Origin of the sequence: Lysinibacillus sp. G4S2, from assembly GCF_030348505.1 — a bacterium.
GTDB lineage: Bacteria > Bacillota > Bacilli > Bacillales_A > Planococcaceae > Lysinibacillus.
The window spans coordinates 1-18,115 of sequence record NZ_JAUCFJ010000002.1 but is presented as its reverse complement, the minus strand read 5'-3'; the positions used below and the strand labels follow the sequence as shown (position 1 = coordinate 18,115).

8 protein-coding genes, 2 tRNA genes, 3 rRNA genes and 1 pseudogene are annotated in these 18,115 nt (G+C 41.0%); 1 reads left to right on the top strand and 13 read right to left on the bottom strand.

The genetic code is table 11. The features are described 5' to 3' along the window. Positions 1-582: 582 nt before the first annotated feature. Positions 583-1,182 (top strand): hypothetical protein, encoded by a 600-nt coding sequence (locus tag QUF91_RS00425; RefSeq protein WP_289416449.1) that lies wholly within the window; start codon positions 583-585, stop codon positions 1,180-1,182. 225 nt (positions 1,183-1,407) lie between these two features. Here the strand turns inward: QUF91_RS00425 and rrf are convergent. The 13 genes and pseudogenes from rrf to dnaA all read right to left on the bottom strand — a co-directional run bounded on the left by rrf (position 1,408) and on the right by dnaA (position 18,115). Next, positions 1,408-1,523: ribosomal RNA gene (rrf, locus tag QUF91_RS00420) — 5S ribosomal RNA — on the bottom strand. A gap of 310 nt (positions 1,524-1,833) precedes the next feature. Beyond that, positions 1,834-4,761: ribosomal RNA gene (locus tag QUF91_RS00415) — 23S ribosomal RNA — on the bottom strand. 88 nt (positions 4,762-4,849) lie between these two features. Then, a tRNA-Ala gene (locus QUF91_RS00410) sits at positions 4,850-4,925 on the bottom strand. A 12-nt stretch (positions 4,926-4,937) separates the two neighbouring features. Continuing rightward, positions 4,938-5,014, bottom strand: a tRNA-Ile gene (locus QUF91_RS00405). A 94-nt stretch (positions 5,015-5,108) separates the two neighbouring features. Further along, positions 5,109-6,660 (bottom strand): 16S ribosomal RNA (locus QUF91_RS00400). The 16S, 23S and 5S rRNA genes sit together here with 2 tRNA genes alongside, the layout of an rRNA operon. A 371-nt stretch (positions 6,661-7,031) precedes the next feature. Next, positions 7,032-7,757: pseudogene (locus tag QUF91_RS00395) on the bottom strand (ISL3 family transposase). Between the two features lie 289 nt (positions 7,758-8,046). Continuing rightward, entirely contained in the window at positions 8,047-9,129 is a 1,083-nt protein-coding gene (locus QUF91_RS00390; RefSeq protein WP_285397755.1) for an HD-GYP domain-containing protein, read from the bottom strand. Between the two features lie 147 nt (positions 9,130-9,276). Next, complete coding sequence (gene gyrA, locus QUF91_RS00385; RefSeq protein WP_285397754.1) at positions 9,277-11,778, bottom strand: DNA gyrase subunit A; 2,502 nt, start codon at positions 11,776-11,778, stop codon at positions 9,277-9,279. A 25-nt stretch (positions 11,779-11,803) separates the two neighbouring features. Continuing rightward, on the bottom strand, positions 11,804-13,738 hold the full coding sequence (gene gyrB / locus QUF91_RS00380) for a DNA topoisomerase (ATP-hydrolyzing) subunit B (RefSeq protein WP_285397753.1): 1,935 nt from the start codon (positions 13,736-13,738) through the stop codon (positions 11,804-11,806). A gap of 92 nt (positions 13,739-13,830) precedes the next feature. Next, positions 13,831-14,946 carry a DNA replication/repair protein RecF gene (recF, locus tag QUF91_RS00375; protein WP_285397752.1) on the bottom strand — a complete coding sequence of 372 codons (1,116 nt, stop codon included), beginning with the start codon at positions 14,944-14,946 and terminating at the stop codon, positions 13,831-13,833. Between the two features lie 3 nt (positions 14,947-14,949). Continuing rightward, positions 14,950-15,174: a S4 domain-containing protein YaaA gene (gene yaaA / locus QUF91_RS00370; RefSeq protein ID WP_285397751.1), complete on the bottom strand. Its 225-nt coding sequence runs from the start codon at positions 15,172-15,174 to the stop codon at positions 14,950-14,952. Between the two features lie 285 nt (positions 15,175-15,459). After that, the gene (gene dnaN, locus QUF91_RS00365) at positions 15,460-16,596 is read right to left on the bottom strand and encodes a DNA polymerase III subunit beta (RefSeq protein WP_289416445.1); all 1,137 of its coding nucleotides are present in this window, start codon (positions 16,594-16,596) and stop codon (positions 15,460-15,462) included. 169 nt (positions 16,597-16,765) lie between these two features. After that, the gene (dnaA, locus tag QUF91_RS00360) at positions 16,766-18,115 is read right to left on the bottom strand and encodes a chromosomal replication initiator protein DnaA (RefSeq protein ID WP_068985823.1); all 1,350 of its coding nucleotides are present in this window, start codon (positions 18,113-18,115) and stop codon (positions 16,766-16,768) included.

The window sequence follows — 18,115 nt, the reverse complement described above, 5'->3', positions numbered from 1 at the left end:
TATGTCGAATTCCTGTAGCTCTTAGAAATGACGTCTATAAAACAAAAGGATTAAGTACTGTATAAAACAGGGCCTAATCCCTTAGGTTTGCATTCACTCAGATTCATAAAGCACAATTCAAAACCCGGACGCATTGTTATCTGTAGCGAAAGCATAGCGACAGCTACAATTACGGCTAGGAGAAATTAATATAAGTTGAGTGGAGGCTGGGTGACTCTTTAGGGATCAGTGTCACAGATGAGACCCTGGAGCGACCAGTAGGGGAAACGAAGGCTAAAGTCATCACGTCCTGTGATAACGCCATCGTGACCAACATCGTGCTGTTGCTGCCGCTACGTTAACACTTCGCTTTCGTACATAAAATATTTGTTGGCCCAAGCGGCTCTTCGGACGCCCCCAGGCAGCTTTGCTCTGTGCGAAAACGTAGCGACAGCAACAACAAATGTTTTATCTGCGTGAAAGCAAAGCGGCAGCGACAAAGCACCAGTAGGAAAGGAAATAAACCACACGTAATGCGATGATACATTTTTATACATATTTACAAATAAACAGATGATATACTTATATAAGGGGGGTGAAATGATGAATAAGTGGTTAAAGTGGTGGAGCATATTCATTTTTTCAATTGGAGGAATAGTGATATTACTAATATTCGGGACTGTCTTATTATTTTTTAATTTTAAGGGATCGTTAACACCAGATGAAAAAGAAGAAGCAAAGGTACTTTCTCAAGCCGAACAATACTTACAAGAGAAATATCCAACCATGGAATACGAAATTTCTGGTGTCGAGTATGATAAAGGGTCGGAATACGATAAATTTGATTATGCTGCAGTGATTTTAAATACAGAAACACAGAATACGTTCATGGTTTATGAAAATAGACATACGAGGCAAATGGAAGATGATATAGCATTTCAAGAGTTAACAAAATTCATAGAACAAGTAAAACCGAAAGTTTATAGTTACATAACTGAAACATTCGGAGAACCTCAAAGTATCGCATTTACACCTTCAATCGATACCCCCTCTTCGCTCAATATTAAATTAAATAACAAAAAAGAAGAGATAAACGAAGAAATGTTTGAATCTTTTATTGATTATCTTCAGCACGAATTAAAAGTAGAACACGCAAATGTAACTATTATGTATGGTAATGAACATTGGAATAAAGAATTCTAATAATTTAAGCATGAGAGGATAGAACTTGAGAACCTTTCCCTTAATGGAATTACCAAAATCACTGAAATGTTCTTGTAAAATGCATTAAATAATTCCTCGTTTAATGAATTCCATCAAGTTCTCTCCTTTATAAGATTATTTTCATGTTTTAGTTATCTACAAGCGCAAATTTTATAATTTCCTTAGCAAAAAAAAACAGCCAGCACACAGCTGACTGTTTTCTTTGCCTAGCGACGTCCTACTCTCACAGGGGGAAGCCCCCAACTACCATCGGCGCTAAAGAGCTTAACTTCCGTGTTCGGTATGGGAACGGGTGTGACCTCTTTGCCATCATCACTAGACTATTTTCGACCTCCAATACACGGCGTATTACTACGTCAGCTTCTCTCGCTCAATCGGTCACGTACGGAGGTACGCTCCCTCATTCACTCGTTTGCTTCCTTGTACTACTTGTGTCTTGAAGCTCTCTTTGGCTTTCAATATACGTCGCATTTCTTCGTCAGCTTCTGTCGTTCAGTCAGTCACGTACTTGAGTACGCTCCTTTCCTCTCTCCATCTCTTCCTCGAACTACTCGTATCTTGAAACCCTTGATGAAAGAATAATTGTTCTTTCAAAACTGGATAAACGGTGCATTGAATGTTTCAAACATTGTGGTTAAGTCCTCGATCGATTAGTATTCGTCAGCTCCATGTGTCACCACACTTCCACCTCGAACCTATCTACCTCATCGTCTTTGAGGGATCTTACTTACTTGCGTAATGGGAAATCTCATCTTGAGGGGGGCTTCATGCTTAGATGCTTTCAGCACTTATCCCGTCCACACATAGCTACCCAGCGATGCCTTTGGCAAGACAACTGGTACACCAGCGGTGTGTCCATCCCGGTCCTCTCGTACTAAGGACAGCTCCTCTCAAATTTCCTACGCCCACGACGGATAGGGACCGAACTGTCTCACGACGTTCTGAACCCAGCTCGCGTACCGCTTTAATGGGCGAACAGCCCAACCCTTGGGACCGACTACAGCCCCAGGATGCGATGAGCCGACATCGAGGTGCCAAACCTCCCCGTCGATGTGGACTCTTGGGGGAGATAAGCCTGTTATCCCCGGGGTAGCTTTTATCCGTTGAGCGATGGCCCTTCCATGCGGAACCACCGGATCACTAAGCCCGTCTTTCGACCCTGCTCGACTTGTAGGTCTCGCAGTCAAGCTCCCTTGTGCCTTTACACTCTACGAATGATTTCCAACCATTCTGAGGGAACCTTTGGGCGCCTCCGTTACCTTTTAGGAGGCGACCGCCCCAGTCAAACTGTCCGCCTGACACTGTCTCCTACCCCGCTAAGGGGCATGGGTTAGAATTTCAATACAACCAGGGTAGTATCCCACCGACGCCTCCTTCGAAGCTGGCGCTCCGAGATCTCTGGCTCCTACCTATCCTGTACAAGTTGTACCAAAATTCAATATCAGGCTACAGTAAAGCTCCACGGGGTCTTTCCGTCCTGTCGCGGGTAACCTGCATCTTCACAGGTACTATAATTTCACCGAGTCTCTCGTTGAGACAGTGCCCAGATCGTTACGCCTTTCGTGCGGGTCGGAACTTACCCGACAAGGAATTTCGCTACCTTAGGACCGTTATAGTTACGGCCGCCGTTTACTGGGGCTTCAATTCGCAGCTTCGCTTGCGCTAACCACTCCTCTTAACCTTCCAGCACCGGGCAGGCGTCAGCCCCTATACGTCACCTTACGGTTTTGCAGAGACCTGTGTTTTTGCTAAACAGTCGCCTGGGCCTATTCACTGCGGCTCTCATGCGCTTGCACGCTCAAGAGCACCCCTTCTCCCGAAGTTACGGGGTCATTTTGCCGAGTTCCTTAACGAGAGTTCTCTCGCACACCTTAGGATTCTCTCCTCGACTACCTGTGTCGGTTTGCGGTACGGGCACCTCTCACCTCGATAGAGGCTTTTCTTGGCAGTGTGAAATCAGGAACTTCGTCCATACGGACTCGCCATCACAGCTCAACGTTACAGTGTGCGGATTTGCCTACACACACGCCTTACTGCTTGGACGCGCACAACCAACGGCGCGCTTACCCTATCCTACTGCGTCCCCCCATTTCTCAAACGGTGAGGAGGTGGTACAGGAATATCAACCTGTTGTCCATCGCCTACGCCTATCGGCCTCGGCTTAGGTCCCGACTAACCCTGAGCGGACGAGCCTTCCTCAGGAAACCTTAGTCATACGGTGGACGGGATTCTCACCCGTCTTTCGCTACTCATACCGGCATTCTCACTTCTAAGCGCTCCACCAGTCCTTCCGATCTGACTTCAACGCACTTAGAACGCTCTCCTACCACTGACATCATAGATGTCAATCCACAGCTTCGGTGAATCGTTTAGCCCCGATACATTTTCGGCGCAGCGTCACTCGACCAGTGAGCTATTACGCACTCTTTAAATGATGGCTGCTTCTAAGCCAACATCCTGGTTGTCTGTGCAACGCCACATCCTTTTCCACTTAACGATTACTTTGGGACCTTAGCTGGTGGTCTGGGCTGTTTCCCTTTTGACTACGGATCTTATCACTCGCAGTCTGACTCCCGTGTATAAATATCTGGCATTCGGAGTTTGTCTGAATTCGGTAAACCGGGATGGCCCCCTAGTCCAAACAGTGCTCTACCTCCAGTATTCTCATCACGAGGCTAGCCCTAAAGCTATTTCGGAGAGAACCAGCTATCTCCAAGTTCGATTGGAATTTCTCCGCTACCCACACCTCATCCCCGCACTTTTCAACGTGCGTGGGTTCGGGCCTCCAGTAAGTGTTACCTCACCTTCACCCTGGACATGGGTAGATCACCTGGTTTCGGGTCTACGACCACGTACTAATTCGCCCTATTCAGACTCGCTTTCGCTGCGGCTCCGCCTTCTAAAGCTTAACCTCGCACGTAATCGTAACTCGCCGGTTCATTCTACAAAAGGCACGCTATCACCCATTAACGGGCTCTAACTACTTGTAGGCACACGGTTTCAGGATCTCTTTCACTCCCCTTCCGGGGTGCTTTTCACCTTTCCCTCACGGTACTGGTTCACTATCGGTCACTAGGTAGTATTTAGCCTTGGGAGATGGTCCTCCCGGATTCCGACGGAATTTCACGTGTTCCGCCGTACTCAGGATCCACTCAGGAGAGAACGAACTTTCGACTACAGGGCTTTTACCTGCTCTGGCGGACCTTTCCAAGTCGCTTCATCTAACTCGCTCTTTTGTAACTCCGTATAGAGTGTCCTACAACCCCAAGAGGCAAGCCTCTTGGTTTGGGCTCTTCCCGTTTCGCTCGCCGCTACTCAGGGAATCGATTTTTCTTTCTCTTCCTCCAGGTACTTAGATGTTTCAGTTCCCTGGGTCTGCCTTCAAGACGCTATGAATTCACGTCAAGATACTACGCGATTAAACGTAGTGGGTTCCCCCATTCGGAAATCTCCGGATCAAAGCTCACTTACAGCTCCCCGAAGCATATCGGTGTTAGTGCCGTCCTTCTTCGGCTCCTAGTGCCAAGGCATTCGCCGTGCGCCCTTAATAACTTAACCAAGTTATTAAGCCTATAAAAAACTTAAAAATAAATGTGTTTGTTACAATTTCAATGTCGTTTTATCCAGTTTTCAAAGAACAAAAAAATGGTGGAGCCTAGCGGGATCGAACCGCTGACCTCCTGCGTGCAAGGCAGGCGCTCTCCCAGCTGAGCTAAGGCCCCAAGAGGTATATATGGTGGGCCTAAATGGACTCGAACCATCGACCTCACGCTTATCAGGCGTGCGCTCTAACCAGCTGAGCTATAGGCCCTCTTAGAAGTTTTATATTTAGTCATAAACCTTCAAAACTGAACGCAAAACGTAATCTTACAAACCCTAGGTTTGTATTCCGAAAATATCCTTAGAAAGGAGGTGATCCAGCCGCACCTTCCGATACGGCTACCTTGTTACGACTTCACCCCAATCATCTATCCCACCTTCGGCGGCTGGCTCCAAAAGGTTACCCCACCGACTTCGGGTGTTACAAACTCTCGTGGTGTGACGGGCGGTGTGTACAAGGCCCGGGAACGTATTCACCGCGGCATGCTGATCCGCGATTACTAGCGATTCCGGCTTCATGTAGGCGAGTTGCAGCCTACAATCCGAACTGAGAACGACTTTATCGGATTAGCTCCCTCTCGCGAGTTGGCAACCGTTTGTATCGTCCATTGTAGCACGTGTGTAGCCCAGGTCATAAGGGGCATGATGATTTGACGTCATCCCCACCTTCCTCCGGTTTGTCACCGGCAGTCACCTTAGAGTGCCCAACTAAATGATGGCAACTAAGATCAAGGGTTGCGCTCGTTGCGGGACTTAACCCAACATCTCACGACACGAGCTGACGACAACCATGCACCACCTGTCACCGTTGTCCCCGAAGGGAAAACCATATCTCTACAGTGGTCAACGGGATGTCAAGACCTGGTAAGGTTCTTCGCGTTGCTTCGAATTAAACCACATGCTCCACCGCTTGTGCGGGCCCCCGTCAATTCCTTTGAGTTTCAGTCTTGCGACCGTACTCCCCAGGCGGAGTGCTTAATGCGTTAGCTGCAGCACTAAGGGGCGGAAACCCCCTAACACTTAGCACTCATCGTTTACGGCGTGGACTACCAGGGTATCTAATCCTGTTTGCTCCCCACGCTTTCGCGCCTCAGCGTCAGTTACAGACCAGAAAGTCGCCTTCGCCACTGGTGTTCCTCCAAATCTCTACGCATTTCACCGCTACACTTGGAATTCCACTTTCCTCTTCTGCACTCAAGTCCCCCAGTTTCCAATGACCCTCCACGGTTGAGCCGTGGGCTTTCACATCAGACTTAAAGGACCGCCTGCGCGCGCTTTACGCCCAATAATTCCGGACAACGCTTGCCACCTACGTATTACCGCGGCTGCTGGCACGTAGTTAGCCGTGGCTTTCTAATAAGGTACCGTCAAGGTACAGCCAGTTACTACTGTACTTGTTCTTCCCTTACAACAGAGTTTTACGATCCGAAAACCTTCTTCACTCACGCGGCGTTGCTCCATCAGGCTTTCGCCCATTGTGGAAGATTCCCTACTGCTGCCTCCCGTAGGAGTCTGGGCCGTGTCTCAGTCCCAGTGTGGCCGATCACCCTCTCAGGTCGGCTACGCATCGTCGCCTTGGTGAGCCGTTACCTCACCAACTAGCTAATGCGCCGCGGGCCCATCTTATAGCGACAGCCGAAACCGTCTTTCAGTGTTTCACCATGAGGTAAAACAGATTATTCGGTATTAGCCCCGGTTTCCCGGAGTTATCCCAAACTATAAGGTAGGTTGCCCACGTGTTACTCACCCGTCCGCCGCTAACGTCAAAGGAGCAAGCTCCTTCTCTGTTCGCTCGACTTGCATGTATTAGGCACGCCGCCAGCGTTCGTCCTGAGCCAGGATCAAACTCTCCATAAAAAGAAATTTGATTAGCTCAAATTGTTTTGCTGGCATCATGTTTGATGTCCAAAATTTTGTTTCGTTCACCAACTCAAGGTTAGCTACTAAAAACTTTATTGATTACGTTTTGCTTGTTCAGTTTTCAAGGTTCATTACTTTATTTTAAGCGTCACCTCTTGGCGACTCACTTATAATATCAAGAATCTAAAACTATGTCAACACTTTCTCAAAAAAATAATTCAATAGTTTAGGCTCTTCACCAAAACATGTGCTTGACTAAGAGCCGTATTCAATCCATTCTGCATTGCACTCGAGTAAAATCGTTTCCTTATAGTGTTGCGAGTTACGCGTGAAAAAGTGACGACGTTGTAGGGCTTAATGAAGTTATTTTACCCTTCAACTGTCGCATTGGTGAAACGTAATTGATGATAATTACAGATTTCATCCTGCCAATTATGCATGGTTTGTAAACAGTCTTGCACTTTAGGATGAAGAATTTCTCGACCTTGCGAAAGCCAGTGTTGAAAACCTTTTTTCGCTTGTTTATACGATGGACTATAATCGTACCAGTCGATAAAAGCCTCTTTCCAATCGTAAACTTGTCGTAAAACAGTGTCATATTGTAGAAGTCATTTTAAAATCCAACTTTCTTCTATCGAAAGTTGGTCATTTCGTTTTCCTAAAATACGAAAATGTTGTTTTAAATCCTTTTTCGCAAAGGGATTCAACCTCTATTGAACAGACTTTCGGACAGCTTGCAGTGCTTCTGTCACGTATCGATTCACATGATACCGATCAGAAATACAGATTGCTGTTGGAAACATTTTTTTAGCGAATGAATGATATGCCTTTACCAAATCCATTACGATGACAATCGGTTTTAATGCGCAAAGTGTCACCTGTTCACTGAAATATGCCTCTAATTCAAGGGTGGTGCGTCCTGGAACAATATCTAAAAATGTGCCATTTCGTAAATCATGTAAACCAGTATTGTAGGTATGCCCCTTGCGAATGGCGAAATCATCAAGTCCAAGTACGAGGTTTTGACAATGAGATGCCTTGTGCAGACAGGCTTGTTGAATACGTGAAGCTTCTTTCTCTTTCCAAACTTTCACAATACGAGTTACCGTTGTCGTAATTTCGCACAGATAAATTACCACAGGACGTGGCGTTCTTAGACTAAGTTCTTCTACTTCAGCGGATGTCTTTTGTACCGAAAGCGTAGTGACAGGTACAGATGTTTGGGTGCCCGCTTAAAAATAACTAAAACCCGCATTCCTCACCACCTAAAGATGTGGGAGTCATCTGTAACTGACGTTGCACTTTCGTTACAAAAAACATTTCTGAATGAAGATAAAAACAAAAAAAGGCAAACGCCAATGTTAATGGGTTGCCTTTCGACTATTATAAATTCGTTATAATACGTGATATATAGAAGGTACGATTTTTACCTAAATCAAATATTTCCTCTGAATGACTTAACTTGATAAGTGGTCGAGTTGGTGCAAATTTATTTACAAACATCACTTCGCCATGTTCCAGATTAGATAGCTCAACTATTGTACCTATAGGAAGATCAGCAACAATATCTATAAGTGCACGAACTACTTTAATATCAAACTTTCCAAACTCAGATTCATTAATCATCTCTATAACTTTAAAAGAAGATTGCTTTGCTCTATAAACTCGCTCACATGTCATTGCATGGAATACATCTGCAACAGCGATAATTTGAGCAAAAGTGGAAATGTTAGCAATTCTTTCGCCCTTTGGATAGCCACTACCATTTAAACGCTCATGGTGCTGGAAAATAGCCTCTTTCATTGTTTCCTTTAAGATTGTTAAATCTTTGACCATATTATAGCTATAAATTGGATGCTTATAAATTTCATCAAACTCCTGCTCTGTTAAGGTTGTTTTTTTATCGCGAATACGCGGATGAACTTTTGCCATTCCACAATCAGCTAATAACCCTCCAATTGCTACTTGAATTGTAATTCCTCTGTCATAGCCTAATTTTTGTGCAATCACTGAAGAAATCAATGCTGTTGCTACACTATGATGGTACAAATAGTCTTTTGGATTTGAATACTCATTTAAATCAAAAATTATCGTACGATCTTCTAAAACCATTTCTACTAATGGCAAAATAATTTTACGTGCTTTCGCAATATCTACCTTTGCGCCAGCTTCCCAATTTTTAAATTCCTTTTTGAATTGCTCAACAGAATTGTCATAGACTCTTTTAAAAGTTGGAATAACCTCTGGTGGAACGACTAATTCTATTTCTTTCATCTCTGATTTTGCCTCTATACCCTCTTTATAAACAGGGACTCTTGAAATATTAAAAGCAAAAAAAACTTGTAAATGATCATAGGAAATTATCGTGTTTTTAAAAATTATTGGATATTGTGTATTAGCAAAAATATCTTCAGAAATTACTTTACCAACACGTAACTCTGAAATTGGGACATGTATAGTTTCCACCCGATTAACACCTCTTCACTATTTCACTTGCTTAAACATAAGGTTGCTTTCATTTTATCATGTAATTCAAAATAATTACTTATTTTTCATATTTTATGCTAAAAAACCGATGAACGGCAACATTAGCTGTCGTCATCGGCCTTTTTATTATTCTTCTACTTGATCATTGTCTGCGTTGTTAAATTCGTCTACTTGATCATTGTCTTCGTCGTTAGATTCTTCTTCTTTTTCAACCTTTGCTACAGTTGCAACAAGCTCCTCATCCCCTAAACGAATTAAACGAACTCCTTGTGTACTACGACCAATTAATGAAATATCATTTACATCCATACGGATTAGCATACCATTAATTGTAATAAGCATTAAATCTTCAGAACCATCGACAGTTTTTACAGCTACCATTGGACCGTTTTTATCAGTGATTTGAATTGTTTTTAATCCTACACCACCACGGCTTTGTAAACGATATTCCTCTTCAGAAGTACGTTTTCCGTAACCTTTTGCAGTAACAACTAAAATTTCCTGTCCTGGTTCTACGATTTCCATACCAACTACTTCGTCACCATCACGAAGTTTAATACCTCGTACACCACCTGCAGTACGGCCCATTGAACGAATATCATCCTCTTGGAAACGTACAAGCATTCCATCACGAGTACCTATAATTACTTGCTTATCGCCATCTGTTAAACGAACAGAAATGAGATCGTCATCTTCTCGTAAACTAATAGCTATTAAGCCGTTTGTCCGGATGTTAGCGAATTGAGATACTGGTGTACGCTTAGTAATACCAGTTTTAGTAGTGAAGATAAAGTACGCATCTTCATCAAATGAACCAACACGGATCATTGCGGTTACTTTCTCACCCTTTTCAATATTGAGTAAGTTAACAATCGGTAATCCTTTCGCTGTACGACCGAATTCAGGGATCTCATAACCTTTTGCTCTAAATACTTTTCCTTTTGAAGTGAAGAATAAAATTGTATCGTGTGTAGATGTATTCATAAGATGCTCTACAAAATCATCTTCATTTGTGCCCATCCCTTGTACACCACGACCGCCACGTTTTTGACTACGATATGTATTCGCAGCTAAACGTTTGATATAACCATTGTGCGTTAAAGTTACGACTGAATTTTCAACTGGGATTAAATCTTCGTCCTCAATCATTTCTAAACCGCCAGAAGTAATTTCAGTACGTCGTTTATCGTTAAAGCGTTCTTTTAGTTCTACTATTTCAGTACGAATAATTTCAACAATTTTAGCTTCATCTGCTAAAATCTCTTTTAATTCAGCAATTAATTTTTGAAGCTCTTGATATTCTGCTTCAATTTTTTCACGCTCTAATCCACTTAAACGAACTAAACGCATATCCAATATCGCTTGCGCTTGACGTTCAGATAAATTGAATCGCTCCATTAGTTGAGGTTTCGCTTCTTCACCACTACGTGAGCCACGAATAATAGCAATAATTTCATCGATATGATCAAGGGCAATACGTAAGCCCTCTAAAATATGTGCACGATCTTCTGCTTTCCTTAATTCAAATTCCGTACGACGACGAATAATAACCTTTTGGTGCTCTAAATAATGATACAACATTTCTTTTAAGCCCATTACTTTAGGCTGACCATTTACTAATGACAGCATATTAATACCGAAGCTCGACTGCATTGCTGTTTGTTTATATAAATTATTTAAAACTACATTGGCATTTGCATCTTTACGGACTTCAATAACTACTCGCATACCACGTCGGTCAGATTCATCACGTAGATTTGTAATACCATCAATTTTTTTATCGCGTACAAGCTCTGCTATTTTTTCAATAAGCTTAGCTTTATTTACTTGGTATGGTAATTCATGAATAAGAATTGTTTCTCTACCATTTGATTTTTGTTCAATCTCTACCTTTGCGCGAATAATGATAGAGCCACGACCTGTTTCGTAAGCACGGCGAATACCACTACGACCTAAAATTAATCCACCAGTTGGGAAATCAGGTCCTGGGATGATTTCCATCAATTCTTCCGTTGTGATAGCTGGATTTTCTGAAAGTGCTATCACTGCATCTATCGTTTCCCCAAGTTGATGTGGCGGAATATTTGTCGCCATACCAACCGCAATTCCTGCTGCTCCATTTACTAATAAGTTTGGATAGCGACTAGGAAGGACAATAGGCTCCTTTTCTGATCCATCATAGTTATCTGTATAGTCAATTGTGTCTTTATTAATATCGCGAAGCATTTCCATTGCAATACGAGACATACGCGATTCTGTATAACGCATCGCCGCCGCTCCGTCACCATCGACAGATCCAAAGTTACCATGCCCATCGACTAACATGTAACGATAGCTGAAATCTTGCGCCATACGTACCATTGCATCATAAATGGATGAGTCACCATGTGGGTGGTATTTACCCATTACGTCCCCAACAATACGTGCTGATTTTTTGTACGCCTTATCTGCTGTATTCCCTAGCTCTTGCATACCATATAAAATACGGCGATGTACAGGCTTTAAGCCATCTCGTACGTCTGGTAATGCACGAGAAACGATTACACTCATCGCATAATCGAGGAAGGATGTTTCAATTTCTTTTGTTATATTAACTCCTTTAACACCGGAGCGTTCTTGTTCTGACAAAGTGTAGACCTCCTCTCAAGAAAAATTAAATATCTAAATTAGCGTATACTGCATTTTCTTCGATAAATTGACGACGAGGTTCAACTTCATCGCCCATTAAACGCTCAAATGCTTGGTTTGCTTTAATTGCATCATCTAATTCTACTTGTAACAATGTGCGGTGCTCAGGATCCATTGTAGTTTCCCAAAGCTGCTCTGCATTCATTTCTCCAAGACCTTTGTATCGTTGTACATTTGGTTTCGGCATTTTTGGTAGTCGTTCTAAAATTTCTTTTAATGTTTCTTCATCATAGCAATATTCAACATGTTTACCTTGCTTAACTTGATAAAGAGGTGGCTGTGCAATATAAATATAACCTGCCTCTACTAGAGGTCGAAGGAAACGGAAGAAGAATGTTAAAAGTAATGTGCGGATGTGCGCACCATCAACATCGGCATCTGTCATAATAACGATTTTATGATAACGAGCCTTTTCTAAAGTAAACTCTTCACCAATACCTGTGCCAAATGCTGTAATCATTGCACGGATCTCTGCATTTGATAAAATTTTATCTAAACGTGCTTTTTCAACGTTAAGGATTTTACCACGTAACGGTAAAATTGCTTGGAAGTGTCGGTCACGTCCCGATTTCGCAGATCCTCCGGCAGAGTCACCCTCAACGATATAAATTTCGCATTCAGATGGATTTGTAGATGAACAGTCAGCTAATTTACCTGGCAAACTCGATACTTCAAGTGCATTTTTACGACGTGTAAATTCACGTGCTTTTTTAGCAGCAACACGTGCACGAGCAGCCATTAAACCTTTTTCTACAACCTTACGAGCAACAGTTGGATTTTCTAACATAAATCGTTCAAAACCATCTGAGAACAAGGAGTTAGTAATTTGGCTAACTTCAGAGTTACCAAGCTTCGTTTTTGTTTGTCCTTCAAATTGTGGATCTGGATGCTTAACCGAAACAATAGCCGTTAAACCTTCTCGAACATCTTCACCAGTAAGATTTGCATCTGACTCTTTTAAAAGTCCATTTTTTCGTGCGTAATCATTAATAACACGTGTTAGAGCAGTTTTAAAACCAGATTCATGTGTACCGCCTTCATACGTATTAATGTTATTAGCAAATGAGAAAATATTAGAAGAGAATCCAGCGTTATATTGCATAGCAATTTCAACTGAAATACCATCCTTTTCTCCAAGAACATCTATCGGATCATGGATTGGCTCTTTAGATTGATTCAAATGCTCTACATAAGAACGAATACCACCTTCATAATGATACGTAGTAGAACGTTCTTCACCTTCGCGTTCATCAGCAATTGTAATTCTAATACCACGATTCAAGTATGCTAATTCTCGAATACGATGCGCTAAAATATCATATTCATAAACAGTCGTTTCTTTAAATATTTCAGGGTCTGCTTTAAAACGTGTAGTTGTACCGTTACGATCTGAATCACCAATAACCTTTAACTCTTGAATAGTTTTCCCACGTTCAAATTTAATCTCATGAATATGACCCTCACGATGAACTTGAACGATTGTCTCAATTGATAAAGCATTTACAACAGATGCCCCTACACCATGTAGACCACCAGATACTTTGTATCCTCCACCGCCGAACTTACCGCCAGCATGTAGTACTGTCATAATAACTTCAACAGCAGGCTTACCCATTTTTTCTTGAATACTTACTGGAATACCACGACCATTGTCTTCTACACGAATCCAATTGTCTTTTTCTATCGTTACTTTTATATCTGTACAAAATCCTGCAAGTGCTTCATCGATACTATTATCAACAATTTCCCATACTAAATGGTGAAGCCCTTTAGAGCTTGTTGAACCAATATACATCCCTGGTCTTTTACGTACCGCTTCTAAACCTTCTAATACCTGTATTTGATCGGCTTCATAAGCCTGATTTTGTAAACCCTCGTTCTCTATAGCCACGGCTTTCATCTACTCCTTCATAACATCATTGTGTGTAAATGAATGAACAGTCAACCGAGCTGACTATTACCATTCTTTTGTAATCTAAAAAACTCCCCAGGCTAACTTTCTTCAATCGCTCCTTGTTTCACGTGAAACAGCTGTGCATGCTCCATCGTTTCATGATGAATTCCATCAACACTTGTAGTCGTAACAAAGGTTTGAACTTCACCTTGAATGGTATTTAATAAATGCGATTGGCGATAATCGTCGAGTTCCGACAATACATCATCTAAAAGTAGTATGGGTGTTTCATTTGTTTCTTGTTTAATTAACTCGATTTCAGCAAGTTTTAATGAAAGAGCGGTTGTACGTTGCTGTCCTTGTGAGCCGTATGTCTGAACATCATAGCCGTTTACTAAAAACTGCAAATCATCTCGATGTGGACCAACTAGTGTTACACCCCGATCAAATTCGCGCTCCTTAACTTCTATTAGCTTTTTATGCAAGAAGCCTTCAATTTCACTAGAAGTATGTTCTTTTTCAATACCAGCTACAGTGCGGTATTTAATAACCAACGTTTCCTTCCCTTGTGAAATACCTGCATGAATTGGCTCTGCCCACTCTTGCAATAAATCCATAAATTGAAATCTTTTGCGAATAATTTGGGTAGCTGCGTGAATATATTGTTCATTATAAACCTCGTACATCACGTCATTTGACATCATTTTACCTTGATTCATTTTTAAAAAATGGTTACGTTGCTTTAAAATTTTTTGAAAGGTTAATAAATCATGTAAATAAACAGGCGAAATTTGCCCAATCTCCATATCAATAAAACGTCGTCGTATTTGCGGACTCCCTTTTACAACATTTAAATCTTCGGGTGCAAACATAACGACATTCATTTGGCCAATATAATGACTGAGGCGACTTTGTTCTATATGATTTATCTTACCCTTTTTGCCTTTTTTCGTAATCGTAAGCTCAATTGGTAAAATACCATGCCTTTTTTGAACGGCCCCTTCTATTTTACCATAGTCTGAATCCCAACGTATTAATTCTTTATCGTTCGTCGTTCGATGGGATTTAGCCATCGCCAATACGTAAATAGATTCCATAACATTTGTTTTTCCTTGAGCATTTTCACCAATGAAAACATTAATTTTTGGAGAGAAATTTAAAGCTAAGGCATCATAGTTACGGTAATTTGTAAGTTTTAACTGCTCTATATGCATAATCTACTGTCCAGTGGGTCCAACGATTCGAAATCGACCACATCCAGGAATATTTACAATATCTCCGTTACGTAATTTACGACCGCGTCGATCATCCACTTCTCCATTTACATATACATCATTTTCGTGTAAAAACCACTTGGCCATGCCACCAGAGCTAATTGCATCGGTCATTTTTAAAAGCTGTCCTAACGTGACAAATTCTTCATCAATTTTAATGTCCTTCATAGCTATGTTTCCCTCCAAATACAGATTGTCTATCTCTCTATCATACCTAAAAATTCGTCATAAGTAAAAAAAGATAGCCGCAATTAGCGACTATCAGAATGTTTTTTAAAGCCATTAGAGCTTAAAATTATGGAGTTTTATTCTCTCCAACAAAAATTGTTTAACTTCAGATGTGTTGATTAACCATTTTTATACATTCGAATTAGTTCGAAGAGGCTGATTTCCTCTATGGGCTACTCACTTTCCAGCGGGTGTCCAAACATCTACCGAGGCATAACCGATTTTCTAATACGTACGTACAGGTAAAATCAACTGTAAAATAGCATCATCATGAACAGAGCGTAAAATAAACGGTCTCATTGCGCCTGTGAATTGAATGACTACATCTTGACCATCTATTGCTTTTAATGCTTCCATCATGTATTTCGCACTAAAAGAAATCTTTAAGTTCTCCCCTTCTAATGACTCGACAGGGATTTCCTCTTGTACTTTACCGATCTCTGGAGAATTAGAAGAAACTTCAACAGCTCGATTATCTAAAATTTCGAAACGCACAACGTTATTACGATCGCCACGAGCAACAAGAGATGCACGATCGATTGCTTGTAATAATGATTTACCATTAATCGTTAGATTTGTTTGATACTCTTCTGGAATTAAACGTGTTGTGTCTGGGTAATTACCTTCAAGTAAACGAGAGAAGAATAATACTTCACCAGTTTTAAATAACACTTGCTGACTTGTAATAACAATTTGCACAAGATTTGTCGAATCCTCTAGAACTTTATTTAACTCATTTAAACTTTTACCAGGAATTACAACACTATGTTCAACTTCAGGTAAATTTTCTAGTTGAACTTTACGTCTTGCCAAACGGTGGCTATCTGTTGCAACACAGATTAAATTTTCATTTTTTATTTGCCAGTTTACACCTGTCAACACCGGTCTACTTTCTGAAGTGGAAACAGCGAATACTGTTTCACGGATAATTGACTTTAAAAGATCTGCAGGAATAGTAAATTTTTGATCCTCTGTTAATTCGGGTAACAAAGGATATTCAGCAGCATCTGAGCCAATTAAGTGGAATTCAGATTTACCTGAACGGATATGAGTTTGTAAACCAGTTGTTACTTGAATTTCAACCTCATTTGTTGGTAATTTACGTACAATTTCATTAAACATACGGGCTTGTACAACAATCGATCCTGTTTCTGTAATGTGAATTATTTGTTGACCATCTTCTTCAACTGGAATAAACGTTTGAATTGTAATATCAGCGTCACTACCTGTTAAACGAATACCCTCATTTGTTACATCGATTTTAATCCCCGTTAAAATTGGAATAGTTGTTTTTGAACTTACGGCTTTCATGACATCATTTAAACCCTCTAATAAACGGTCACGTAAAATATCAAATTTCATTCGTTTTCCCTCACATATTTATATTATTTATTTATATAAAATAAAAAAGATATAGTAATAGGTCCTGTGGATTTGTGGATAAGTATGTTTAAGTGAATAAAATCAGTCTATCCACATGTAGATAGACTGTGTATAAGTTTGTGTTTAAACGATTGTGTTATCCACAGAATTATTTCCCTAGCATGCTTCGAATTTGTTTAATATCTTGCTGCAGCTGAACGTCATTTTTCAACATAGAAGATATTTTTTCGTGAGCATGGATAACAGTAGTATGATCTCGTCCACCAAATTCTTCGCCAATTTTCGGCAGCGAAAAATCCGTTAATTCGCGGGATAAAAACATCGCGATTTGACGTGGAAAGGCAATTAACTTTGTACGTTTTTTCGCGGCAAAATCCTCTAAACGAATATTAAAATGCTCTCCTACTGCATTTTGAATGTCTAATATAGTGACAGTTCGAGGCTTCGAATTAGGAATAATATCCTTTAATGCCTCAGCAGCCAAAGTCGCATTAATATCCTTGTTAACAAGTGATGAATAGGCAACGACGCGAATAAGCGCACCTTCAAGCTCCCGAATATTGGAGTCAATCTGGTTCGCAATATAGAGCATAACTTCATTTGGTACTTCTAGACCATCAGCCTTCGCTTTTTTTCGAAGAATGGCGATACGCGTTTCCAAATCAGGAGGCGCAATATCTGTAATTAGTCCCCATTCGAATCGAGAACGTAAACGATCTTCCAATGTCGGAATTTCTTTAGGTGGACGGTCACTGGAAATGACAATTTGTTTCGATTCTTCATGCAATGTATTAAAAGTGTGGAAAAATTCTTCCTGAGTTGATTCTTTTCCAGCTAGAAATTGAATATCATCAATTAGCAGTACATCTACATTGCGGTATTTATTGCGAAAATCAAGTGCCTTATTATCTCGAATTGAGTTAATAAATTCATTAGTAAATTTTTCAGATGATAAATATACAACTTTTGCATTTGGATTATGTTCTAGTACATAATGACCAATCGCGTGCATTAAGTGTGTTTTGCCAAGCCCTACTCCCCCATAGATAAAAAATGGGTTATAAGCCTTCGCGGGCGCTTCTGCGACAGCTAGCGAGGCAGCGTGTGCAAAGCGGTTACCAGAGCCAATAACAAACGTATCAAAAGTATACTTCGGGTTTAACATACCTGGTGAAATATCATGATGATCGTTATTTTTTGCTTGGATAATCGGCGCTGGCAGATCGAAATCGTCCGAATCCTGGTTTTTTTGAACAACAAATTTAATAAGCAAGTCTTCGCCTGTAAGCTCCGTTAATATACCTGTAATCAAATGAATATAATGATTTTCAAGCCAGTCTCGAGCAAACGAATTTGGCGCAGCAATTGTCACAGTAGAACCACTTCCATTGTAAGAAAGTAGTTTAGTAGACTTTAGCCACGTTTCGAAGCTTGGTTTAGAAATTTTTTGTTCAACTTGAGCCAGGACATTATTCCATAGTTCTTCTAAATGTTCCAA